At 62.6% G+C, this 24584-nt stretch carries 20 protein-coding genes; 12 read left to right on the top strand and 8 right to left on the bottom strand.

The window, feature by feature from the left end:
* The 5 genes from VGP39_RS04960 to VGP39_RS04940 form a co-directional block, all read right to left on the bottom strand.
* Positions 1 to 359, bottom strand: a 359-nt coding sequence (locus VGP39_RS04960) for a D-alanyl-D-alanine carboxypeptidase family protein (RefSeq protein WP_414644568.1), incomplete at its 3' end; no start/stop codon positions are given.
* 167 nt (positions 360 to 526) lie between these two features.
* The gene (locus VGP39_RS04955) at positions 527 to 2332 is read right to left on the bottom strand and encodes a glucan ABC transporter ATP-binding protein/ permease (protein WP_327566989.1); all 1806 of its coding nucleotides are present in this window, start codon (positions 2330 to 2332) and stop codon (positions 527 to 529) included.
* A gap of 94 nt (positions 2333 to 2426) precedes the next feature.
* Positions 2427 to 2738: a HigA family addiction module antitoxin gene (locus VGP39_RS04950; RefSeq protein ID WP_327566988.1), complete on the bottom strand. Its 312-nt coding sequence runs from the start codon at positions 2736 to 2738 to the stop codon at positions 2427 to 2429.
* A gap of 40 nt (positions 2739 to 2778) precedes the next feature.
* Positions 2779 to 3054, bottom strand: coding sequence for a type II toxin-antitoxin system RelE/ParE family toxin (locus VGP39_RS04945; RefSeq protein ID WP_327566987.1), 276 nt, complete (start codon positions 3052 to 3054; stop codon positions 2779 to 2781).
* Positions 3055 to 3137: 83 nt separating this feature from the next.
* A complete protein-coding gene (locus tag VGP39_RS04940; RefSeq protein WP_327566986.1) occupies positions 3138 to 4208 on the bottom strand; it encodes an ABC transporter substrate-binding protein in 1071 nt (356 codons plus the stop codon).
* Positions 4209 to 4436: 228 nt separating this feature from the next.
* Between VGP39_RS04940 and VGP39_RS04935 the strand changes: the two genes are divergently transcribed.
* The 5 genes from VGP39_RS04935 (at position 4437) to VGP39_RS04915 (ending at position 7695) form a co-directional block, all read left to right on the top strand.
* Positions 4437 to 4877 (top strand): hypothetical protein, encoded by a 441-nt coding sequence (locus tag VGP39_RS04935; protein WP_327566985.1) that lies wholly within the window; start codon positions 4437 to 4439, stop codon positions 4875 to 4877.
* A 120-nt stretch (positions 4878 to 4997) separates the two neighbouring features.
* Positions 4998 to 5396 carry a phosphoribosyl-ATP diphosphatase gene (gene hisE, locus VGP39_RS04930; protein ID WP_327566984.1) on the top strand — a complete coding sequence of 133 codons (399 nt, stop codon included), beginning with the start codon at positions 4998 to 5000 and terminating at the stop codon, positions 5394 to 5396.
* Between the two features lie 63 nt (positions 5397 to 5459).
* A complete protein-coding gene (locus VGP39_RS04925; protein WP_327566983.1) occupies positions 5460 to 6041 on the top strand; it encodes a YqaA family protein in 582 nt (193 codons plus the stop codon).
* Between the two features lie 44 nt (positions 6042 to 6085).
* Entirely contained in the window at positions 6086 to 6622 is a 537-nt protein-coding gene (locus VGP39_RS04920) for a hypothetical protein (RefSeq protein WP_327566982.1), read from the top strand.
* Positions 6623 to 6726: 104 nt separating this feature from the next.
* Positions 6727 to 7695, top strand: coding sequence for a nitronate monooxygenase family protein (locus tag VGP39_RS04915; protein ID WP_327566981.1), 969 nt, complete (start codon positions 6727 to 6729; stop codon positions 7693 to 7695).
* 38 nt (positions 7696 to 7733) lie between these two features.
* Here VGP39_RS04915 and VGP39_RS04910 read toward each other — a convergent pair whose 3' ends face one another.
* Positions 7734 to 9242 (bottom strand): sensor histidine kinase, encoded by a 1509-nt coding sequence (locus VGP39_RS04910; protein ID WP_327566980.1) that lies wholly within the window; start codon positions 9240 to 9242, stop codon positions 7734 to 7736.
* 14 nt (positions 9243 to 9256) lie between these two features.
* Positions 9257 to 15535, bottom strand: a complete 6279-nt coding sequence (locus VGP39_RS04905) for a HAMP domain-containing protein (RefSeq protein ID WP_349256802.1) — start codon at positions 15533 to 15535, stop codon at positions 9257 to 9259.
* A gap of 444 nt (positions 15536 to 15979) precedes the next feature.
* Here VGP39_RS04905 and VGP39_RS04895 point away from each other — a divergent pair, with 444 nt between their 5' ends.
* The 6 genes from VGP39_RS04895 (at position 15980) to VGP39_RS04870 (ending at position 22200) form a co-directional block, all read left to right on the top strand.
* Positions 15980 to 16753, top strand: coding sequence for a thioesterase family protein (locus tag VGP39_RS04895; protein ID WP_327566979.1), 774 nt, complete (start codon positions 15980 to 15982; stop codon positions 16751 to 16753).
* A gap of 118 nt (positions 16754 to 16871) precedes the next feature.
* The gene (locus tag VGP39_RS04890; RefSeq protein WP_327566978.1) at positions 16872 to 17315 is read left to right on the top strand and encodes a GFA family protein; all 444 of its coding nucleotides are present in this window, start codon (positions 16872 to 16874) and stop codon (positions 17313 to 17315) included.
* A 59-nt stretch (positions 17316 to 17374) separates the two neighbouring features.
* Positions 17375 to 18874, top strand: a complete 1500-nt coding sequence (locus VGP39_RS04885; protein ID WP_327566977.1) for an ATPase domain-containing protein — start codon at positions 17375 to 17377, stop codon at positions 18872 to 18874.
* Positions 18871 to 20925 (top strand): ATP-binding protein, encoded by a 2055-nt coding sequence (locus VGP39_RS04880; protein ID WP_327566976.1) that lies wholly within the window; start codon positions 18871 to 18873, stop codon positions 20923 to 20925. The genes VGP39_RS04885 and VGP39_RS04880 overlap by 4 nt, the downstream gene beginning before the upstream one ends.
* 254 nt (positions 20926 to 21179) lie before the next feature.
* The gene (locus tag VGP39_RS04875) at positions 21180 to 21425 is read left to right on the top strand and encodes a hypothetical protein (protein WP_327566975.1); all 246 of its coding nucleotides are present in this window, start codon (positions 21180 to 21182) and stop codon (positions 21423 to 21425) included.
* A gap of 118 nt (positions 21426 to 21543) precedes the next feature.
* Positions 21544 to 22200, top strand: coding sequence for a hypothetical protein (locus VGP39_RS04870; RefSeq protein WP_327566974.1), 657 nt, complete (start codon positions 21544 to 21546; stop codon positions 22198 to 22200).
* Positions 22201 to 22389: 189 nt separating this feature from the next.
* Here the strand turns inward: VGP39_RS04870 and VGP39_RS04865 are convergent, their stop codons facing one another.
* Positions 22390 to 23298 (bottom strand): DUF72 domain-containing protein, encoded by a 909-nt coding sequence (locus VGP39_RS04865; protein ID WP_327566973.1) that lies wholly within the window; start codon positions 23296 to 23298, stop codon positions 22390 to 22392.
* A gap of 93 nt (positions 23299 to 23391) precedes the next feature.
* Here VGP39_RS04865 and VGP39_RS04860 point away from each other — a divergent pair, with 93 nt between their 5' ends.
* On the top strand, positions 23392 to 24297 hold the full coding sequence (locus VGP39_RS04860; RefSeq protein WP_327566972.1) for an NAD(P)/FAD-dependent oxidoreductase: 906 nt from the start codon (positions 23392 to 23394) through the stop codon (positions 24295 to 24297).
* Positions 24298 to 24584 lie beyond the last annotated feature (287 nt).

The raw sequence follows: 24584 nt of genomic DNA, 5'->3' as shown, positions 1-24584 counted from the left end.
TTCACCATCATCATCTTCAACGCGTTATCGACGGTGACCTGAATGCCCGGCCGAAAGCCCATCTTCGATGGCGACTGCGAGGCCGCGGCAGGCGACACCGTCAGCACGGTGTCGAGCGAGATGCGCCCCTCCTTGACCGCCTTGAGCGTCACATAGGTCGTCATCAGCTTGGTGACCGATGCCGGATACCAGGGATAGGTGGCGTTCTCGGCCTGCAGCACCCTGCCGGTGTCAGCTTCGACGACCAGCAGCGCCTCGGCTTGCGCTGCACGCGGCGAGGTGGCCGTGATCGCAAGCGCAGCGGCGAGGGCCAACCAGATCAACGACGGCTTGCGAGGCGGCTTGGAAAAAAGATGCACGATCGATTCCGGTCCTTCGAGACCCGCCTTCTGCAAGGGGCCTTGGCATGTAACGTTCGGGTTTCAAGCGTGTCCGGCGGCGAACCCGAACCTATACCGGCTTGCAGGCCCGGAACAGGGCCCGCACGATTAAATCGTGGATGAAAGGGGCCGAATTTCGACGATATCTAGATCTCGACAGCGGCGGTGTCGGCCTCGGGCGAAGCCAGGCTGGCCCGCGAATTCTCCTGAACCATGAACTGGGCCCGCGCGAGTTCCGCAAAACGGCCGCCTTGGGCGACGAGTTCATCGAAAGTTCCGCTTTCGATCACCCGCCCGTTATCGAACACAAGGATTTTCGTGGCGTTGCGGATGGTGGAGAGCCGGTGTGCGATCACGAAGGTAGTGCGTCCCTTCATCACTTCGTCGAGAGCCGCGTTAACCTTCGCCTCGGTTACGGCGTCGAGCGCACTGGTGGCTTCGTCGAGGATCAGGATCGGCGGATTCTTCAGCAGCGCGCGCGCGATCGACAGCCGCTGCCGCTCGCCGCCGGACAGCATCCGGCCGCGCTCGCCGGCATTGGTCTCGAACTTGTGCTCGCCGCGTTCGATGAATTCCAGCGCCTGCGCGCGCCCCGCGGCGATCCGCATTTCCTCTTCGGTGGCGTCCGGCTTGCCGACGCGCAGATTGTCCGCGATCGAGCGGTTGAACAGCAACGCCTCCTGGAACACCACGCCGATGTTTCGCCGCAGCGCCGTCAGCTTGATGCTGCGGATATCCATGCCGTCGATCTTGATAACGCCGGACTGCGGATCGAAGGCGCGATGCAGCAGTGCAATCGCCGTGGATTTGCCGGCCCCGGTCGGGCCGACCAGCGCAATGGTCTGGCCCGGAAGCGCGGTGAAGGACATATCCTCCACGGCGGGTCGCTTGCCGTCATACGAAAACGACGCGTCGATGAACTCGACCAAACCTTGCAGCCGGCCGGGATCGATGGCGCCGGGCCGGTCGCGCACCGCCGGCACGGCGTCCAGTACGTTGAAGAATTCCTGCAGCCGCGGCGCTTCCATGAACACGCTGTTGATGAAACTGACCACCTGTTCGAGTTTCTGAATCAGCATGGTGGCAAAGCTGACGAACATCACGATCTCGCCGACGGTGGTGAGGCCCTGTTCGTGCAGCACGATGCCGACGGTGAAGATCGCCAGCACGGTGATGGTGGTCGAGGCGCGCGTGATCACGGTGACCAGCGCCCACCAGGACAGTACCGGCATCTGCACCGCCAGCAGCTTGTCGGCGACGAAACGCAGGCCTTGCACCTCGGCGTCGATGCGCACGAAGCTTTGCACCAGCGCGACATTGCCGAGCGCGTCGGAGGCGCGCGCGGACAGATCGCTGTAATGCGCCTCGACCTCGCTCTGCATGCCATAGGTCTTGCGCACCACCAGCGTCGTCAGCACGGTGAATACCACGCACAGAACGAACAGCAGCACCGCAAGCCGCCAGTTGATATAAAACGCCAGCGGCAGCAGCACGAGCAGCGACATGATGGCGGCAAAATGCTCGCGGAAAAATCCCAGCCATAGCCGCCACAGCGAATCGGTGCCGTTCAGCATCACCTTCATCAGCCGGCCGGAATGGGTGCCGGTGTGGAAGGTCAGCGGCAGCTGCATGATATGTTCGAAATAGTCGGTCAGCACGGCCTGGCGCTGGCGGTGCGCCAGCTTGTCCGCGTTGAGCGCGACGGCGGCGCCGCATCCGATCGTGAACAGGCCGAACGCGACCCAGGCCGCCAGCAGCGGCCACGCCGACGAGGACGCGAGCGGGCCGGTGGCGGGCTTGCCCGACAATACGTCGACGATCTTGCCGAACAGCACCGGTTCGGCGAATTGCGCGCCGGCCAGCAGCAGGTTGGCGCCGGCAAGGATCCAGCCCAGCCGCCCCTCTGTTCCCAGCAACTGCAGGACGCGGGTGTAGAGGCGAAAGAGAGACATGCAGTGTGGGCTCGTTGGTCAGGGGCGAAGGATTGTTCAAGCATGATCCAGAAAAGCGGGTGTCACAAGTTGACAAACCGATGCCTGCAGGGGATCAGGCCACTTTCAGCGTCGGAATCTTGCTGACATCAACGTTACGCTCCGCATGCCATGTGTCGTAGGCGCCCTGCATCCGAACCCAGGCGCCAGGACCGCCGCCGAATAGCTTGCCCACACGCACCGCCACTTCCGGCGACAATGGCTTTTTCTCCTCCAGGATGTCATGCAGGTGCTGCCGCGAGATGCCGAGCAGGCGGGCGATTTCGGTCTTGGTCTTTCCAGTCGCAGGGATCACGACCTCGCGGAGTAATGCTCCCGGATGAGAAGGGCAGCGATTCGGATTTCGCTTGGCAATATATTCGGCCATCTTTCATTCTCCGCAGGGCTGAGCCACGTTCGGCTCGGCTTCAGTGGTACTGTTCGTAATCGACGCGCCAGGCGTCGCCCCCGTAAAATTCGAAAGTGAGACACCACGGCCCGTTGACATGGACCGAGTATCGCAGAGGCTTGCCTCGCAGCGGGTGAAAGTTGAAGCCTGGAAGGTTCATTTCCTCCGGTGCGTTAACAATATTGAGGCGATCAAGTCGCAGCAAAATGCGCTCATGCATCTTTACGTCGATCTTCGACGTTTTGCCGTTCAACCATAGCTCGCCAAGCGGCTTATTTTTGAACGTCCTGATCACGCCGCTGAACCGCTTTGCGATGTCGTCGAGGTGTAAGCTATTTGCTTACGAATGTCAAGCGGACGGCTGCGACAGGCTCACGCTCAATGGATCAAACGCCCGCTGGATTCCGGCAGGAACGTGCCGTCGAAAATATCGGCCGACGTCGGTTTGGCGCGGAATTTGACATCCTCTGCCAGTTGATCGACCGATCGCGCAAAGCGGGCCGGGTCAATGCCGCCGATGCCGCTGCGTTTCACTTCGTCGGTCAAGATATTGTCGCTGATGACGGCGCGCAGGCGCGCCAGTTCCAGATCGCGTGATCCGCCTTCCATCAGGGTCAGGACGTCATCCACCGCCCGCGCCGGATCCTTGATGGCGAGTCGGGTGCCGCCGATGACGGCGCGCAAAAATCCCTTCACCGCTTCCGGCTTGCCGGCGGCGAAGGCGGGATTGACGATCAATGCAAAGCCGTAGGCCTCACAGCCATAATCGGCGTAGCGAAGCACGGTGAGGTCATCCGCGGGCACGCCGCGGTCCCTCAAATTGACTCCTGCCAAATAGGAAAATCCGTTGACGGCATCGACCTGGCCCGCCGACAGCATCGGCTCGCGCACCGCGGGGCTGAATTTGGCCAGCTTCACGCTGGCGAGCTTGATTCCGTTTTGATGCGCCAGCGCCGGCCAGAACCAGATCGAGAAGTCACCGTCGGCGACGCCGAGGGTCTTGCCCTCGATGTCGGAGAGCGCGCGAATGCCGCGGCTCCTGCGCGCGATGATCGCATAGGGCGCCTTGTTGAACAGCATGAACACCGCCTTGACCGGCGCCGCGTCGGCCTTGTCGCGAAAGCGGACCAGTACATTGATATCGACCAACGCCAGGTCGCTGCTGCCGGAAGCGACGCGCGCAATCGCATCCGCGGGTCCGCTGGCAATTTTGGTCCCGACCGCCAGACCTTCGGCGCGGAACAGGCCGTGGCTGGATGCCAGCACAAACGGCGCATTGCTCGCATCGAGCGGACGATCGAGGGTGAACTGGATGGCGGTCGGCGGCGCGGGCTCGTCCGCGGCTCGGCCGGTTTGCGCGCCGATCCAGGCAAGGTTCAGCGCCGTGATGGCCCAAATCGAAAATCGGGTCGGAAGTCGCTTGAGTGCGGTGGAAGATGCTACGCGCATGAAAGGCACAACTGAAAAGCCGAAGGGCAGTTGCCGCGCCCGGTATGTTTGTTTCATGTCCATCCGGACCGTACAGGGACAATGCCTGATCAAACCTGAACAGCAAGTGACTGCCTTTATTCCGCCACCGATCGTTCAGGTCCCATTCGTATACGGGAACTCATACTTCGCTCAGGGGTTAACTGGAGAAGGCCTGTCAGGCCAGATTACCCACCGGAGGACATCGAGATGTTCACGCGAAAAGCTTTGGTTACTTCATTCGGGCGCGCCGCCGCGCTGACGACAGTCGCGGCACTGGCGCTGACGGCATTCGAGCCGTCGGCGGCTCAAGCCGGTACGTCAACGCCTGCCAAGGTCTGGTCTGCGGCGTCCGGTACAAGTGACGCTACCGACATCAGCGCTCGCCGGCGGTATTATCGCGGCGGTGGCGGAGCGGCCGCTGCAGCGGCATTCGCAGGTATCGTCGGCACGGGGCTCGCCATCGCCGCGTCCCAGGACCGCGGCTATTACGGCGGCCCTGCCTATTATGGTGGCGGTCCCTATGAATCCTACGGCTACTACGGCGGTCCGCCGGCCTATTACGGCGGCGGCGGATACTATGGCGGCGGCTACGGCTATCGCAATTCCGGCGTCCCCCGCTATCACGGCCATCCGCTCGCCGGCTGGTAGTATCCGATCTCCCCGCCTGATCGCCGGTCGCTTCAAAGCGGCCGGCGATTTTCTTATGCGAGGGCGGCCTGGAAACCCGGCGTTAACACGCTTGCCATGGCTTTGGATTAAGTTCGAGGAATGAGTGATTCGCTCGAACGGCTCTATCAGGCGGTGATCGCGGCCAAGGATCTCAATCCGGCGACGTCGCGAACCGCGCGGCTGTTTCAGCGCGGGCCGGCCAAAATGGCCAAGAAGCTCGCCGAAGAAGCCATCGAAGTCGTGATCGACGCCGTCAACGGCAAGACCGAGGCGGTGGTCCGCGAGAGCGCCGACCTTCTCTATAATCTCACCGTATTGTGGGCTTCGGCCGGTGTCAGCCCCGCAGACGTCTGGCGCGAGATGGAGCGGCGCGAGCACCTGCTCGGCATCGCCGAGAAACTGCCCAAATCGGCCATGAAAATGCCAAAAGCAGCCCCGCCCCGCGCCCCGCGGCGACCAATTGTCGCGCTGGCAGCCCGCGCCCGCAAACGTCATTAGCCTTCACACCAATCCTGCATTAACCGGCATGGACAAATCCGCCGGACGGTGGTTCATCGCGCCATGCTGAGACGAATCTACGACTGGTGCATCGACGCCGCGCACAAACCATACGCGCTCTGGATCATGGGAGCCGTTTCGTTCGCGGAGAGTTCGTTCTTTCCGGTGCCGCCGGATGTGATGCTGATTCCGATGTCGCTGGCCCGGCCGGAGCGGGCGTGGTTCTACGCCGCGGTATGCACCGCGACCTCGGTGCTGGGCGGCGTCGTTGGTTATGCCATCGGTGCGCTGCTCTATGATTCAATCGGACACTGGCTGATCGAGTTTTATGGTCTCGGCGGCAAGGTCGAAGCCTTCCGGGCTTCCTATGCCGAATGGGGTGCATGGATCATCATCGGCAAGGGGCTGACGCCGATCCCCTACAAGCTCGTGACCATCACGTCCGGCTTTGCGGGTTACAACATCTGGCTGTTCATCCTGTGCTCGATGATCGCCCGCGGCGGCCGTTTTTTCGTCGTCGCGATACTGCTCAACCGGTATGGCGACACGATCCGCGCGCAGATCGAGAAGCGGCTCGGCCTCTGGGTAGCGCTCGGCACCGTCGTCCTCGTGCTCGGCTTCATCGTTGCGGCTCGATTGATCTAGCGACGCGCTTTTCCGCTCGGTGTCGACGGGATACGCTCATCATCATGTCGGATCGAATCGGCAATCTGATCGCGCGGATTCAACAGCCTGTCGCCATCGCCATGGTGGTGTTGCCGATGATGGCGATGTCGGATTTGGCATGGGCACAGGCCACACCCCAGCCGGCGCCGTCCCCGCAAGGCCCGCCGGCACAGTCCGCGCCGCAACGGAGCGAACCTGCGCCGAAGGAGAATTCGGGTCTCATCAACGAAATCGGAAAATTGCTCGAGAAACCGGCGGCGTTGCTGCCGACGCTGAAGGGCCCTAAGGAAACCATCGACGACGCGGCCGGTGCGCTGTCGCGATTGACGACATCTCCGGGCGTCAGAGGCCGTGCCGCGTGTCCGGTAGCCGCCAACGGCGCGCCCGACTGCAAAGCTGCCGCCGACAAACTTTGCCAAAGCAAGGGATTCAAGGAAGGCAAGAGCCTCGATGTCGATACGGCGCGCAACTGCTCGGCCAAAGCGCTGCTGTCCGGCCGCAAGCCCGAGGAAAGCGAATGCCGGACCGAGACCTATGTGACACGCGCGGTGTGCCAATAGCCCGATTTCTTGGCCTCCCCGCCTTGCGCGCCGTCGCTGCGCTTGCTTTGGTGCCCTCGCATCAAAGGTCAACCATCATGCATAACGCCAAAGAGGAATCCTGAATGTCCATGCCTGCTCTGTTCAAGGGCCGTCTGTCGATTCCGGTGATCGGTGCGCCGCTGTTCATTATTTCCGTGCCCGATCTGGTGATCGCGCAATGCAAGGCGGGCATCGTCGGATCGTTTCCGGCGCTGAACGCCCGGCCGCCGGCGCTGCTGGACGAGTGGCTTGCGCGGATCAGGCAAGACCTCGCCACGCATGACAGGGCGCATCCCGAGCGGCCCGCGGCGCCGTTTGCGGTGAACCAGATCGTGCATCGCTCCAACAACCGTCTCGATCAGGACCTGGCGCTGTGCGAAAAGCACAAGGTGCCGATGATCATCACCTCGCTCGGCGCGCGCGAGGAGCTCAATCAGGCCGCGCACCGCTGGGGCGGCATCGTGTTCCACGATGTGATCAACCAGAAATTCGCGCACAAGGCGATCGAGAAGGGCGCCGACGGGCTGATCCTGGTGTCGGCCGGCGCCGGCGGTCACGCCGGCGAAATCTCGCCATTCGCGTTCGTGGCCGAGACCCGGCAATGGTTCGACGGCCCGATCGCGCTGTCGGGCGCGATCGGCAACGGCCGTGCGATCCGCGCGGTGCGGATGCTCGGCGCCGACTTCGCCTATATCGGCTCGGCCTTCATCGCCACCACCGAAGCCAACGCGGTGGAGGGCTACAAGCAGATGATCACGACCTCGACGGCGGAAGACATCGTGTATTCGAATCTCTTCACCGGCGTGCACGGCAATTACCTGAAACCCTCGATCGTCGCCGCCGGCATGGACCCCGACAACCTTCCGGAGTCCGATGCCTCGAAAATGAGTTTCGGCACCGACGCGTCAGGCGAGCGCGCCAGGCCGAAGGCCTGGAAGGAAATCTGGGGCAGCGGCCAGGGCGTCGGCAGCGTCGGCAAGATTCTGCCGGCCGCCGAACTGATCGCACGGTTCAAGCAGGAATATGCCGAGGCTGTCGATCCGGCGCTGTGACCGCCCGTCACGGTGATCGCCGCCGCCGGAATTTCTTTTCAAATGTCTGCGGATCGTGCAATTCGTTTCGCGCCATTGCCGTTGACGGCTGTATTTTGGCGAACGTTCAGTTCGGATATCGCTGCATTCCGCGCCAGCGGAACCGACAGCCGGCAAATGAGACCTTCGGAGCGCCAGTCGAATTCGGCTTTGCCTCCGAGTTGCGATTCGATGCTGGCTATCACGCTTCTCGTTCCAAATCCCCGTGATATCGGCGTCTGAACCAGAGGTCCGCCTCTCTCTTCCCACGCCAGCACGAGAACATCGGCTTGAACCTCCCACTTGATGGAGAGACGGCCCGACAGCATCGACAGCGCACCATATTTGGCCGAATTGGTGACCAGCTCGTGCAGGGCGAGAGCCAGCGTTTGCGCGGTTGCGGGCTGCAGCTGAACCTCGGAACCGCAAAATACCGTCTGATCGCCCACCGAATAGGGCGCGAGTTCTTCATCGACCAGCCGTCCTATTTCCGCGCCCTGCCAGCTCGACAATGAAAGGATGGTATGAACCCGTGCAAGCGCGCTGATCCGCCCTTCCACCGCTTGAATGTAGGTTTTGACGTTTTCGCCTCGCGTCAATCGAACAATGGATTGCGCCAGCGCCAATGCATTCTTGGCCCGATGATCGACTTCCCGGGTCAACAGATTTTGACGTTCTTCGGCATGTTTACGGTCGGTGATATCGATGGTGACGCCGCTGACGCGCACCACGCGGCCGCCGCTGTCGAGCGTCGCGGCGGCCGTTCCGACACACCAGCGCACCTCGCCGTCCGGCCGGTTGATGCGAAACTCCGCCTCGTAGGATTTTGTACCCTTGGCGAACTGGGCCATGGCGTTGCCGAGTTGGTCGATATCGTCCGGATGAAGCAACGCCTGGACATTTGCCGGCGTCACTTCAAACGTCTGCGGATCAACTCCAAAGATATGAAATTGCCCGTCGTCCCACATCCAGTCTCCGTTGATCCAGTCCCAATCCCAAGACCCCATTTTGCCGGCTGCGATCGCCAGGTTACGGCGCTGCTCGCTTTCGAGGAGTCGTGCGTTGGTTTCCTGCAGCTCCGCGGTGCGGGCGCGAACGCGATCTTCGAGCTCGGCATTGAACCGCTCCAGCGCTCGGGTCTTGCGATACAGCTCGGCAAACACCTTGACCTTGGCGCGCAACACCTCCGGAATAACCGGCACCGGAACGTAGTCGACCGCGCCCATCTCGTAACCGCGCAGCCGGTCGATGTCGCTGACCTGGATTGCCGAGATAAAGATCATCGCCGTCTTCTGGAAGCGTGGATGCTCGCGGATCATGCCGGCAAGCTCGAAACCATCGAGCTCCGGCATGCAAACATCGACCAGAATGACCGCGACGTCGTTCTTGAGCAGGTACTCGAGCGCGTCCCGGCCGGAGGTCGCGACCACGAGATTCTCGCCGAGGTCCTTGAGAATGACCTCATAGGCAAGGAGCTTCGCCGGCTGATCGTCGACCAGCAGAATGTTGACTTTCTCGTGGTCGGTCATGTTGCCCAGGCCGGTCAGCGGTGTAGCCACATGCGGATGGCGAGCAGCAACTGTTCGGTATTCACCGGTTTGGCCAGATAATCCGACGCGCCGGCCTCGAGACATTTCTCCCGGTCGCCTTTCATTGCCTTGGCGGTAAGCGCGATGATGGGCAGCCGGCGGAACGCCGGGTTGTCGCGAATGACCCCTATGGTCTGGTAGCCATCCATCTGCGGCATCATGATATCCATCAGAACGATAGCGATTTCAGGGTTCGATTCGACCAGCGCCACGGCCTCGCTGCCGGTCGTGGCGCTAAGAACCTTCATGCCGCGACGCTCCAATACGCTGCTCAGCGCGAAGATATTGCGGGCATCGTCATCCACCAGCAACGCGGTTTGACCGACCAGATCCTCGTCCGAGCTGTTGAGCTTCTCCAGCATGCGCTGCTTCTCGACCGGCAGCTCCGTTATCACGCGGTGCAGGAACAGCGATGTTTCGTCGAGCAGACGCTCGGGCGACTCGACACCCTTTACCACGATACTGCGCGCCATCGTATGCAATTCGGCGTCCTCTTCCACCGAAAGCTCCCGGCCCGTGAACACCACTACCGGGACATTGGACAGCGAGTCATCCTTGCGGATCTTGTCCAGTACCTCGAACCCGCTCATGTCGGGCAGCCGCAAATCCAGCACGACGCAATCGCATGGGCTATCGCGCAACGTCGATAGCGCGCCGGCGCCGGTATCGGTCGTGACGATCTCGATGTCGTTATGATCGAGCAGCTCCTTGATGCTCATCTGCTCCGCCGCATTGTCTTCGACGATCAGCAGGCGCTTGCGGCGCGGCTTGGCGTATTCCTTGATTTGGGACAGCGCCGCGCTGACGCCCTCGGTGGTGGTCGGCTTGCTGACGAAGGAGAACGCGCCGCGCGCCAGGGCGTGCTGACGATCCTCGTCGAGCGTGATGATCTGGACGGGAATGTGCCGGGTAAGAGGGTTGTGCTTCAACTGGCTAAGCACGGTCCAGCCGAGCATATCCGGCAGGAACACGTCGAGCGAAACCGCCGTGGGCTGGAATTGCTTGGCAAGATCCAGAGCTTCGGCGCCGCGCGACGCGACCAGGACTTTGAAACCCTTGTCGCGGGCCAGATCAATCAGCACGCGCGCATAATGCGGATCGTCTTCGACAACCAGAAGGATCGCGTCGCCCGGTGCGAGGTCCAGCCGGTCATCCGGTAGTTGTTCGATGACGCGCTCTTGCGCCGTGATCTGCAGCGCCGGTGTGTAGGAGGATGGCGTCTGGACACGCGGCGCCACCGTCGGTCCCGAGTATTTCAGCGGCAAATAGAGCACGAACGTGCTGCCCTTGCCGGGCGTGCTGCGCAGATGAATTTCGCCGCCGAGCAGGCTCGCAAGCTCGCGGCTGATGGCCAGCCCCAGGCCGGTGCCGCCATATTTTCGGCTGGTGCCCGCGTCCGCCTGCTGGAAGGCCTCGAAGATCAGTTTCTGCTTTTCCAGCGGAATGCCGATGCCGGTGTCGGACACCTCGAAGGCTACCACGGCAGGGGAGTGGTTCAGGACCGGATGTTCGGCGCTCCAGCCGCCTACCGCGGCCGAAACATTGAGGCGGACCCCGCCCTCCGCGGTGAACTTGAACGCGTTCGACAGCAGGTTCTTCAGCACCTGCTGCAAGCGCTTGGAATCGGTGACGATGCTGCGCCCGAGATTGGGGTCGACATCGATGTTGAAGGACAACTGGCGGTTTTCCGCTTCGTGCCGGAACGGACGTCCGACGGTGTCAAGCAGATTGGCGGTGAGGATTTCCTCCGCGTCCACCGTCACGGTTCCGGATTCGATCTTGGACAGATCGAGGATGTCGCTGATCAGGTTGAGCAGGTCGGTGCCCGCGCCGTGAATCGTTCGCGCGAATTCCACCTGCTTCGATGACAGGTTGCCGTCCGGATTTTCGGTGAGCTGCTGGCCAAGGATAAGAATGCTGTTGAGCGGCGTGCGCAGCTCGTGCGACATGTTGGCGAGGAATTCCGACTTGTATTTCGAGGTGAGCGAAAGTTCGGTCGCCTTCTCCTCGAGCGCGCGCCGCGCCTGCTCGATTTCCTGGTTCTTGCGCTCGACCTCGACGTTGCGTTCGGCGAGCTGTTGGGCCTTCTGTTCAAGCTGCTCGTTGGTCTGCTGCAGTTCCTTTTGCTGGGTCTGCAATTCGCCTGCGAGCTGCTGGGATTGTTTCAGCAGACCTTCGGTCTGCATCGTCGCCTCGATGCTGTTGAGCACGATGCCGATGCTGTCGGTAAGCTGTTCAAGGAAGGTCATTTGCGACGTCGTGAATGAGCCCACCGAGGCCAGCTCGATCACCGCCTTAACCTGGTTCTCGAACAGCACCGGCAGCACCACGAGGTTTTTCGGCACCACGCGCAGCAGCGCGGAATTGATCGGGGTGGCATCGGCCGGGATGTCGGATACCAGCCGCTGACGCTTGTCCATCGCGCATTGGCCGACGAGACCTTCGCCGAATTGCACATATTGCGGATGCGGAATGGTGCCGTCGCCGGCATAGGCCGACAGCAGTCGCAGCTGTGGATTGTCCTCATTCTCGACCTGATAGATCACGCCCATATGGGCGTTCACCAGCGGCGTCAGTTCGGTCAGCAGCAGCCGGCCCACCGTGGCGAGATCGCGCTGACCCTGCAGCATGTTGGTGAATTTGGCGAGGTTGGTCTTCAGCCAGTCCTGTTCGGTGTTGACGTCGGTGGTGAGCCTCAAATTGCCGATCATCGTATTGATGTTGTCCTTGAGCTCGGCCACTTCGCCGCGTGCGTCCACCTGAATCGAACGGGTCAAGTCGCCCTTGGTCACGGCGGTCGCGACTTCGGCGATGGCGCGGACCTGCGATGTCAGGTTGGCCGCAAGCAGGTTGACGTTGCCGGTCAAGTCTTTCCACGTTCCGGCCGCACCGGGCACATTGGCCTGGCCGCCGAGGCGGCCTTCGACGCCGACTTCGCGCGCGACGCTGGTCACCTGGTCGGCGAAGATCGCAAGCGTATCGGTCATGTTGTTGATGGTTTCGGCCAGCGCCGCGACCTCGCCCTTGGACTTGACCGTCAGGTTCTGCTTGAGGTCGCCATTGGCGACCGCGGTGACCACCTTGACGATGCCGCGGACCTGCTCGGTCAGGTTGGCGGCCATGAAGTTCACGGTGTCGGTCAGGTCCTTCCAGGTGCCGGCGACGCCGGGGACTTCCGCCTGGCCGCCGAGCTTGCCTTCGGTGCCGACCTCGCGCGCGACGCGCGTCACCTCGCCGGCGAAGGCGTTGAGCTGGTCGACCATGGTGTTGATGGTGTTCTTGAGCTCGAGAATCTCGCCCTTCACGTCGACGGTGATCTTGCGCGACAGGTCGCCCCTCGCCACAGCCGTGGTCACCTCGGCAATGTTGCGCACTTGCGTAGTGAGGTTGGCGGCAAGCAGGTTGACGTTATCGGTCAGGTCCTTCCAGGTGCCGCCGACGCCGGGCACCACCGCCTGTCCGCCGAGGCGGCCCTCGGTGCCGACCTCGCGCGCCACGCGCGTCACTTCGGCGGCGAACGAGCGGAGTTGCTCGACCATGGTGTTCAAGGTGTCCTTCAGCAGCAGGATTTCGCCGCGAACGTCGACCGTGATCTTCTTGGACAGGTCGCCGCCGGCGATCGCGGTCGCCACCTCGGCGATGTTGCGGACCTGCGCGGTCAGGTTGGACGCCATGAAGTTGACGTTGTCGGTGAGGTCCTTCCAGGTGCCGGCCACTTCCGGCACTTCGGCCTGACCGCCGAGCTTGCCTTCGGTGCCGACCTCGCGCGCGACGCGCGTCACTTCCGAGGCGAACGAGTTGAGCTGGTCCACCATGGTGTTGATGGTGTTCTTCAGTTCGAGGATTTCGCCCTTCACGTCGACGGTGATCTTGCGCGACAGGTCGCCGCGCGCCACGGCGGTGGTGACTTCGGCGATGTTGCGCACCTGTGCGGTCAGATTGCCGGCCATCGAGTTGACCGAGTCGGTCAAGTCCTTCCAGGTGCCGGCGACGCCGGGCACGTTGGCCTGGCCGCCGAGCCGGCCTTCGGTGCCGACCTCGCGCGCCACGCGCGTCACCTCGCCGGCGAACCGGTTGAGCTGATCGACCATGGTGTTGAGCGTTTCCTTCAACTGAAGGATCTCGCCGCGGACGTCGACGGTAATCTTGCGCGACAGGTCACCGCCGGCGATTGCGGTCGCCACCTCGGCGATGTTGCGGACCTGGCCGGTCAGATTGCCGGCCATCGAGTTGACCGAGTCGGTCAAATCCTTCCAGGTGCCGGCGACGCCGGGCACGGCGGCCTGGCCGCCCAATCTGCCTTCGGTGCCGACCTCGCGCGCCACGCGCGTCACTTCCGAGGCGAACGCGTTGAGCTGGTCGACCATGGTGTTGAGGGTTTCCTTCAACTGAAGGATTTCGCCCGACACGTTCACGGTGATCTTCTTGGACAAGTCGCCCTGCGCCACCGCGGTCGCGACCTCGGCGATATTGCGCACCTGGCCGGTCAGGTTGGAGGCCATCGAGTTCACCGAGTCGGTGAGGTCCTTCCAGGTGCCGGCGACGCCGCGCACCAGCGCCTGACCGCCGAGCTTGCCTTCGGTGCCGACCTCGCGCGCGACACGCGTCACCTCGCCGGCAAAACCGTTGAGCTGGTCCACCATGGTATTGATGGTGTCCTTCAGTTCCAGAATTTCGCCGCGCACGTCGACCGTGATCTTTTTCGACAAGTCGCCATTGGCGACGGCGGTGGTCACCTCGGCGATGTTGCGGACCTGGCCGGTCAGGTTGCCGGCCATCGAGTTGACCGAATCGGTCAAATCCTTCCAGGTGCCGGCGACGCCCAGCACATTGGCCTGTCCGCCGAGCCGGCCTTCGGTGCCGACCTCGCGCGCCACGCGCGTGACCTCGCCGGCAAATGCATTGAGCTGGTCCACCATCGTGTTGACGGTTTCCTTGAGCTGCAAAATTTCGCCGCTGACGTTCACGGTGATCTTCTTGGACAGGTCGCCGCCGGCGATGGCGGTGGCGACCTCGGCGATGTTGCGGACCTGCGAGGTCAGGTTGCCGGCCATGGAATTCACGCTGTCGGTGAGATCCTTCCAGGTGCCGGCGACACCCGGCACCGCCGCCTGGCCGCCAAGCTTGCCTTCGGTGCCGACCTCGCGCGCCACGCGCGTCACTTCCGAGGCAAACGCATTGAGCTGATCGACCATCGTGTTGATGGTGTCCTTGAGCTCCAGGACCTCGCCCTTCACATCGACCGTGATCTTGCGCGACAGGTCGCCGCGCGCCACGGCGGTCGTCACTTGCGCGATGTTGCGCACCTGTGTGGTGAGGTTGCCCGCCAGCAGGTTGACGTTGTCGGTGAGGTCCTTCCAGGTGCCGGCGACGCCGGGCACGATGGCCTGGCCGCCGAGCTTGCCTTCGGTGCCGACTTCGCGGGCGACGCGCGTCACTTCCGAGGCGAACGAGCGCAGCTGGTCGACCATGGTGTTGATGGCTTCCTTCAGCTGCAGGATCTCGCCGCGCACGTCGACGGTGATCTTTTTGGACAAGTCGCCATTGGCGACCGCGATGGTGACTTCGGCGATGTTGCGAACCTGGCCGGTCAGGTTGTTGGCCATCGAGTTCACGCTTTCGGTGAGGTCTTTCCACACGCCGGTGACCTCGGGAACCTGGGCCTGACCGCCGAGCTTGCCTTCGGTGCCGACTTCGCGCGCCACGCGCGTCACCTCGGAGGTGAACACGCTGAGCTGCTTGATCATGGTGTTGACGATGTTGGCCGACTGCAAAAATTCGCCGCCCAGCGGGCGGCCATCGACATCCAGTTGCACGGTCTGCAGCAGATCGCCCTGGGCGACGGCGGCGACGGCCCGCGTCACTTCGCGGGTAGGCCAGAGCAAATCGTCTATCAGCGTATTGACCGAGCCTTCCATATCGGCCCATGAGCCGCTGGCCAGACCGAACTTGACGCGTTGCCGGGTTTTTCCCTCCCGGCCGACGACTTGACCCACGCGCTCCAGTTGCTGCGCCATCCGCTGGTTGGCGGCCACGATTTCATTGAATGTATCGGCAATTTTTCCCTCGATCCCGAGATGGTTGCCGGTCATCCGCACGGAAAAATCTCCGCTCCGCATCGCCTGAAGCGCGTGAAGCAGGTTTTGAGAGGGGTCGGGCTTTCCGTTGCCAAAGGATTTGCTTTTTGCGGTGCGGCGAGTGGCCGATGGCGCGGCAGGACCGAGATCGCTCATGAATTCCCCCTGGGCAACGTGCTCGAATCTGAGCAGTTCGTGTCATAGAAACGGCTGCGGACTCCCAGATCAAGTGAGAAACTTGCCCATGAGAGCACCGCCTCGCCGCACAATTCAGGCCGAGGTCATCAATGCGGTAGCAGGCGGTTTGTTCCCGTCGGTGCAAAATTAATGGAACTGGCCGAGTTCGAGTAAGCGCCGTCAGAAAGCGTCTCGGGTCCCGGTTCCACTGGCAGGCAAAGCTTCGGGACCCTTGGACTTGCATCGCTGACGGCTAGAATTTAATGCCAGAATTCGTCACCGTCGGCTGGCTGCGGCCGATCCCCCCTAAACTTGTACGACTCTGGGCTGCGTAAGAAAAGTTGCTCATGAATGCTTTGCATCGGCTGCAAGCGAAGCACCTAGGGCAATCCGCACTCCTGAAGAGACAGTGAAAGCCATGTGATGTACGCCATCTATCGCGTCGACGGCAAGCGCGCCGAAACCAGCCCCAACGCGGCAGGTCCCTGGGATTCGTCCATGCAGCATGGCGCGGCGCCGGCGGCGCTGGTGACATGGGCCGCCGAGGCGATCCCGACATCGGTTCCGATGCAGATGGTGCGCCTGACCATCGACCTGATGCGTCCGGTACCGGTCACAACATTGACGATCGAGAGCGAAGTACTGCGGGAGGGGCGCAAAATTCAGCTCTGCGCCATCAGGCTGCTTGCCGACAATGCCGTCGTGGTGCGTGCGACGGCGCTCAAGGTCCGCGCCGACAGCCTGCCGCTGCCTTCCGAACTCGCCGGCGCGCCGATCGATGTGCCGCCGCCGGACCAGGGCCAGCCGTTGCAGCCGCGGTTTTCACGCACGCCTTTCGTAACCGGGCTTTCCGTAAGCGTGGTTCGCGGCGGCTTTCTGCGACGGGGGCCGGGTGCGATCTGGTATCGCATCGACCGGCCGATCGTCGAGGGCGCGGCCATCTCGCAGATGATGCGGGCGGTGGTCGCCGCCGATTTCTGCAACGGCACCTCATCGGTGCTCGATTTCGATGAATGGACGTTTCTCAACGCCGACCTCACCGTAAGCCTGGCGCGGCCGCCGGTCGGCGACTGGATCTTGCTCGACGCAGAGACCTGGATCGGGTCCGACGGCGCGGGCATCGCTGCGGGCCGTCTTGGCGACATCAACGGCTACTTCGGCCGCGCTGTGCAGAGCCTCGTCATCGAGAAGCGGTGAAGGATTGCCGGTCGCGGCGCAACGATTTTGCGGATAGGCTAGGTGTATTTCGCGCTCCGGAGTCACGATGAGCCGAAAGCGGCCTATACTTCCGATGACTGGTGGTTGCGCCTGCGGCATGATCCGCTATGAAATCGCATCGTTTCCGCTGCTGGTCTATACCTGCAACTGCACCGATTGTCAGACCCGCAGCGGCAGCGCATTTGCTGTCAATATGCCGGTGACGGCGAGGGGTTTTCGCCTTCTCAAGGGGGAGCCGAAAGCCTGGCGCCATACCTCTGCGACAGGCGTGCCGGTCATCTCCTGGTTCTGCGGCGATTGCGGAGCCCGTCTCTATGGCGAACGTGCAGGCCGCGACCAAATCGTCAACGTCCGCGCCGGAACGCTCGACGACACCTCTTGGGTGGTGCCGGCGGCGCATTTTTTCACCCGTAGCACGAGCGCGCAATCGTGGGTCCGACCCGCGCCCGATGCGGTCTGCATCGAGACCCAGCCGGAAGGTTGGGGCGAGATGCTTCGCGCGTGGCGCGCATCATGGCCGGAATTCTTCCCCCAAAAATAGTTCCGTTTTCGCGGAACTGTTTGATGCCATGGGTGTTTAAACCCGGTTAAGGGGGTCGTATGAACGCAGTCGAACCTGTCGCCGGCAAGGCGAAAACCGGCATTTGGGGGCTGGACAATATCCTGGCAGGCGGATTTTCCCGCGGTCACGTTTTTCTGGTCGAGGGCGCGCCTGGCACGGGCAAGACCACCGTGGCGTTGCAGTTCCTGCTGGAAGGCGCGCGCGCCGGCGAAAAATGCCTTTACATCACGCTGTCGGAAACCGAACGCGAATTGCGTGAAGGCGCCGGCTCCCACGGCTGGACTCTGGGTGAGGGCATCGAGGTGTTCGAGCTGCTGCCGCCGGAAAGCCTGCTGGATTCCGACCAGCAGCAAAGCCTGCTCTATTCATCGGACCTTGAACTTGGCGAAACCACCAAGCAGATTTTCGATACGGTCGAACGCCACCGGCCAAGCCGGGTGGTTCTCGATAGCCTGTCCGAGATCAGGCTGCTGGCGCAGAGTTCGCTGCGCTATCGGCGGCAGATTCTGGCGATCAAGCATTATTTTACACAGTTCGGCTCTACGGTGATGCTGCTCGACGATCTCACGGCCGATGTCGCCGACAAGACCGTGCACAGCGTCGCGCATGGCGTGCTTCGTCTTGAGGAACTGGCGCCCGCTTATGGCCCGGAGCGGCGGCGCGCCCGGGTGATCAAATATCGTGGGGTGAAATTCCGCGGCGGATATCACGATGCGACGATTACGACCGGCGGGTTGAATATATTTCCGCGGCTGGTGGCCTCTGAATATCGTTCGACCTTCACGCGCACCACAATGTCGACCGGCATCAAGGCGTTTGACAAGCTTCTGGGCGGGGGCATCGAAGCGGGCTCCAGCACGCTGGTCCTCGGTCCCGCCGGTACGGGAAAGTCGCTGATGGTCATCATCTTTGTTATCGCTGCGGTCTCCCGCGGCGAAAAAGCCGCGCTGTTCGTGTTCGATGAAGAACTCGGCCTGTTGTTCGCGCGCATGAAAGGGCTGGGCATCGATCTTGAGGACCTGCAGCGCAGCGGCAAGCTTTTCATCGACCAGGTCGACGCCGCGGAACTGTCGCCCGGCGAGTTCGCCCATCGGGTCCGCAAGCGGGTCGACGAGGACGAGATCAAGACCGTGGTGATCGACAGCCTCAACGGCTACCAGGCCGCGATGCCGGAAGAAAATTCCCTGATTTTGCACATGCACGAATTGCTGCAATACCTGAACCGCCGGGGTGCGGCGACGTTCATGACGGTGGCGCAGCACGGCCTGGTCGGCGACATGAAGGCGCCGGTGGACGTGACCTATCTGGCCGACACTGTGATCCTGCTGCGCTATTTCGAGGCGCTGGGCAGCGTTCGGCGCGCGATGTCCGTCATCAAGAAGCGCACCGGCACGCACGAATCCACCATCCGCGAATATCGTATCGACAGCCGCGGCCTTACCATCGGCGGCCCGCTCGACGGCTTCCAGGGCATCCTGCGCGGCGTTCCGGTCTATGTCGGCACCGACAAGCCGCTGCTGGAAGAGCAGACCCCGTGAGGCCCGGTTCGTCCTCCGAACGCGCCGTCATCCTCGCGCCGACGGGGCGCGATGCGACCGTCGCCGCGGCGCTGATCCAGGAAGCCGGCTTCTACGCCAACATCGCAGGCGACCTTACGGCGATGATCCATGAGATCGAGGCCGGCGCCGGTCTCGCGGTGATCGCCGACGAGGCGATCAAGACCGCCGATCTGCGCAGCTTGGTGAAATGGCTGAACGAGCAGCCGTCATGGTCGGATTTCCCGATCGTGCTGCTCACCCATCAGGGCGGCGGGCCCGAACGCAACCCCGATGCCGCGCGGCTGGGGCAGGCGCTCGGCAACGTCACGTTCATTGAGCGCCCGTTTCACCCGACCACGCTGGTCAGCATTGTCGGGTCGGCGGTCAGGGGCCGCCGCCGCCAGTACCAGACCCGCGCCATTCTCGAAGATCTCACCGAAAGCGAAGGCCTGCTGCAGACCGCGCTCAACGCCGGCCGCCTCGGCGCGCTTGAGCTGCATTTGCCGGAGTTTGAGCTGGAAGCGTCCGACCCCTGCAAGACGTTCTACGGCCGCAAGCCGGGCGATCCGTTTTCGTACTCTGATTTGCTGGCGGCGGTTCATCCCGACGACCGCGCACGGCGGCAGGAAGCGCTCGACCGCTCGATCAGGAGCGGCAAGGATTACAGTTTCGAATACCGCAACATCTGGCCCGACGGCTCGGTGCATTGGGTCGACGTGCGCGCCCGCGCCGTGCGCCGGCCCGACGGCAGCATCAAGTCGCTGGTCGGCGTTTCCTCCGACATCACCGCGCGCAAGACCTCCGAGATCGAGCGCGAGAACCTGCTGGCGCAACTGGCCGCGGAGCGCACCGCGCTGGCGGAATTGACCGCGACGCTGGAGCAGCGCGTCGGCGAGCGCACCGCCGAGCTAATGAAGGAAGTGGCGGCGCGGGAAAAGGCGCAGGAACAATTGCGTCAGGCGCAGAAGATGGAAACCATCGGCCAGCTCACCGGCGGCGTTGCCCATGATTTCAACAATCTGCTGATGGCGGTGATGGGAAACCTCGATCTTTTGCGCAAGCGCGTTCCCGATGACCCGCGGCTGCACCGGCTGATCGACGGCGCGCTGCAGGGCGCCGAGCGCGGCGCCTCGCTGACCCAGCGGCTGCTGGCATTTGCCCGGCAACAGGACCTGAAGGCTCTGCCGGTTAATCTCGGCGCGCTGATCAACGGCATGATCGATCTGTTCGAGCGCTCGCTTGGACCGCGGATTGCGCTGAGGCTGGATATTCCGGAAAACCTGCCGCCGGCGCGGGTCGATGCCAATCAGCTGGAGCTTGCGATCCTCAATCTCGCCATCAACTCGCGCGACGCGATGCCCGACGGCGGCTCCATCGACATCAAGGTGGCGGAGCATCGTTCAAGCGGCGACGCGACGCTGCAGTCCGGCAACTATCTGAAAGTCTCGGTGATCGACACCGGCAAGGGCATGACGCCGGACATCCTGAAGAAGGCGATCGAACCGTTCTTCTCCTCAAAACCGCTGGGCAAGGGCACCGGCCTCGGGCTGTCGATGGTGCACGGCCTCGCGGTGCAGCTCGGCGGCGCGCTGCAGCTTGCCAGCACGGTCGGCAAGGGCACCACGGCGACGCTGATCCTCCCCGTCGCGACCGCGGCGCCGGAAGCCGAAAGCCCCGCACATGTGACGGCGAAGGTCAATCGTTCCGCGGTGATCCTGTTCGTCGACGACGATCCGCTGATCGCGATGTCGACCATGGAGATGCTGGAAGACCTCGGACACCGGGTGATCGGCGCCAATTCCGGCATGCATGCGCTCGATATCCTGCGAAGCGAACAGCCGATCGACCTGATGATGACGGACCATGTCATGCCCGGCATGACCGGCATCGAGCTCGCCGCCGCCAGGCGCGAGGTGCGCCCGTCGCTGCCGATCCTGCTCGCGACCGGCTACGCCGATCTGCCGGAAGGCGCCCAGCTCGACCTGCCGCGGCTGGCAAAGCCGTACCACCAGGACCAGTTGCGCGACCGGCTGGATCAGCTGCTGGGGTGAGATCGTGCCCCGGACGCAGCGCAGCACGCCGCTCTTCGAGGCGTGGTGCGCTGCAGAGCCGGGTCCAGCTTTTTTTACCGGGGTCCCGGCGCTGCGGAGCGGCATGAAGAATGCCGCACCGCGTCCGGGACAAGGCAAAAGCTCCGGCCTTAACGCTTCGTTAACCAGTCCCATTCCTACAATCGCCTCGCGCGGCCGTCCGCCGCGCTCGTGCGCCTGACGGCGCCCGAGGCGTCAGTTGAAGGGAGTGCGGCATGGATTTCGAGCTTTCCTCCGGAAAAACTCCGGCGACGATCCATGAGCTTCAGGCGCGGGTTGCGGCGGCCTTCGGGCGGCATCCGCTATGCCGGGACGTGCGGTTCGACATCGTCGGCATGCCCCGGACCGCGAAAGGCAACTGGACCGTCAGCATGCACTCGGTCGCCCCGGACGCGCTGTGGGAAGCCTCCGATATCGTCGCCGACATCCAGGACGCCTACGATCTCGCCGTGGCGGCCTGAAAGGCCCCCGCTACCCGGCTACCTGCAAATTCACCGGGTTGCGGCACGGTTAAGCCTTAATTAATGTTCATTTGTGAGGAACGTTGACTGCGGTTCGCCGGCTGAAGCGGAGTTTTGTTTGACCAGAACGATGACCATCCTGGCGCTGGCGTGTTTTCTGGTCGTCGGCGCGGCCGCGGCGAGCATTCTTGGCCGCGACAGCGTGCCGGTGGTGCGCTCCGAGATCCCGCCGGCCGTGGCCAAGGGCCCGGCCTCGAACCGGGAAGGCAAGAAGGACAAGCTGCCTTTGGCGATGGCGGCGCTACCGCCGGCCGCGGATAATTCTCAACAGCTGCCCGAGCCGCTCCGGCAGGCCTTCGCATCCGACAGCCCGTTCGACAGACAGCCCCCGAAGATATCAGCGCCGCTGACAGCGATTCCGCTTCCCGCCGATAAGCCGAAGGCCGCGGCAAAACCCGCGGTACAGAAATCCTACGCGCTGCTCAGCGACATCCAGATCGCCGGCATCAAGGAGCGCTTAAAACTCTCCGCGGCGCAGGAGCAGCACTGGCCCGGCGTCGAAAGCGCGCTGCGTGCCATTGCGCGAAAGATCCATGCGACCCGTCAGGCCAATCCCGCCGCCACCGGCACGCCGATCGATCCCGAGTGGACTGAAGTGCAGCAGTTGAAATCGGTAGCGATGCCGCTCTTGTTCCAGCTGCGCGAAGACCAGAAGCGCGAAGTCCGCTCGCTGGCGCACATCATCGGGCTTGGTTCGGTGGCGTCGCTGATTTAGCGCAAGTCGCGCGTCTCACGTTAGTGACCGCGAAGCCGCATCGGGGCGTTTCCCCGCAATTGCGGCAAACCTGCAGGCGGCGTCGCATTGCTCGCGGGCGGTTCGACGGCCGGTGTTGAATCAGGAATTAAAGTATCGATCGGTCACGAGAACGCGGCGTTGTTATGATACCAGTTTCAACGTCTCGTCTCACGCCATTAAGGATACGCGGCCGAGCATGCGCCGCAGAGCTGTCGCGTTTTTCGGGGCATGAGCGTCGTTGTCGTTATTGAAGTAAATCCAGGCTCTCTTGGCCCCGCTCGCTTTGATCCTGTCCGCCCAGGTCGCCAACTCGCTCTTTGAGTAGTCGTGCCGATACCAGCGCTTGGGACCATGCAGGCGAAGATAAACTTCGTCGGCTGTCCGGATAAGCGCGTCGGGCAGGCGCGGCCCGCTGCAGCTGCAGAAAATAATTCCGGCCTCTCGAAAGGCCCGATAAACTTCGTCATTCCACCAGCTGGCGTGTCGAAACTCCACGACGTTGCGGCGCGCAGGATCGAGCTGGCTCACGATCGCATCCAGCCGCGCTCTTGTGTAGCGGTGGCTCGGCGGCAGCTGGAACAGCAAGCAGCCCGTCCGTTCGCCCAGTATATCGGCGATGATGCCGAAATCCCGAATCAGCGTCTTTGTGCCCTTGAACCGTCTTACATGAGTGATGAGCTCGCAGACCTTGACGGTGTAAACGAACTTTTTCTTGCCGGGCTGGCGTCGCCAGGCCTGGACGTTGGCAACCGTCGGCCAGGAGTAAAACGATGCGTTGATCTCGACGCTGTCGAAGCGCTTCAGGTAGTGCGCGAACCAATCTTCCTGTGGCACACCCGCATAGAACGAATCCCGCCATTTCCAGTAACGCCAGCCCGAGCATCCGACATAGACCGATGGCTTCAAATCGGGCGGGCGCTTCCGGATCTTCGCGTCCATCCTGAGCCGGGCGGCGTGCATCTTCGCGGCGCGGCCGATATTGTCTTCGCGCTGCTTTTCGCGACGAAGTTGTCGCCGCTCGCGACGCTCCTCAAGCGTTAATTCGTTCCATTTCGCTGCTGTGTTCGCGCGCGCCATGATCTTCTTCCCAATCCCTAACGCTTGAATGGCCGCTAAGGGTTCCACCCGTTGCGAGGGGCCCTATATGGTTACGCAACGAAAGGGCTTGAAATGGAAGTCGATGTTCTCATTGTCGGCGGTGGGCCCGCCGGATTAAGCGCTGCGCTGATTCTGGGGAGGTGCCACCGCAAAGCATTGCTGTGCGATGAAGGGCATCAACGCAACATGGCTTCGCACGCGATCCACGGCCTGCTCGGGCGGGAAGGCCGTTCTCCCGCCGCATTCCTGGAGGAGGCGCGGCAAGAACTCACTCGCTACAAGTCTGTTTCGCTGCGGGGGACGCGGGTGACCGGCATCACGCCGATCGGCAACGAATTCGAGTTCGTATGCGCGGACGGCACAACCGGCATCGCTTCAAAAGTCCTGCTTGCGACGGGTCTCGTTGACGAACTTCCTGAACTCGCGGGAATCGAACCTCTATACGGCGTTTCCGTCCATCATTGTCTTTACTGCGACGGCTTCGAATACGCTGGAAAGCCCGTAGCTGCTTTCGGAAAAGGGGATAAGGGGGCGGAACTTGCAATCATGATGAAACACTGGATGGCGGATGTCGTGGCGTGCAGCGGTGGGACCGAGGTCAGTGCGCAAGCCACGCTCAAGCTCAAGGCACAGGGTATCCCGCTTCGCCTGGAGCCCATTGATAACCTCGAAGGCACCAATGGCGAACTCACCAGGATTGTATTTCAGAGTGGACCGGATTTGCCCCGGGCAGGTTTGTTTTTCTCGACCGGCTGCCATCAGGCTTCGGACCTATCCAAAAGCCTTGGCTGCAAGCGCGGTGCAAAGGGGAGCGTCGTGACGGACCCCGATACCGATGAAACCAGCGTGCCCGGTGTATACGTTGCGGGTGACATGTCGCGCGACGTTCTTCTTGTCGCGGTAGCCATCGCGGAAGGCGCGCAGGCGGCCGTCGCCATCAACAAGGCTTTCTTGCGCCGCGACGGATTTTGCGAGTGAGGAGGCAGGATGGTTAGCTTATCTTTCGCCCTTCTTCTCAGCTTCTGAAGCCAGCACCAGACTTCAAGCGATATGACTTAGGCAAGTCGTTATTTGAGAAAATGAATGTTGGTGGATGAGAGCGGATGCTCGAATGCTGCCGGTTCGATCGTGCGACCGCAGCTGCCGAGAGCCCGCATGGCGGACGGCTGGACGGTGGGAAAGTTCGGCGGCGAATCGGCCTCGCGATGCCATCGGCGGGAGAATACGAGAAACTCTCGGGTCCCTCCCGCCGTGTATTTTTCAGC

Source organism: Bradyrhizobium sp. (assembly GCF_036009065.1).
Classification (GTDB): Bacteria; Pseudomonadota; Alphaproteobacteria; order Rhizobiales; family Xanthobacteraceae; genus Bradyrhizobium.
The sequence above is the reverse complement of the archived record's forward strand: the minus strand, read 5'-3'. Positions and strand labels throughout refer to the sequence as shown.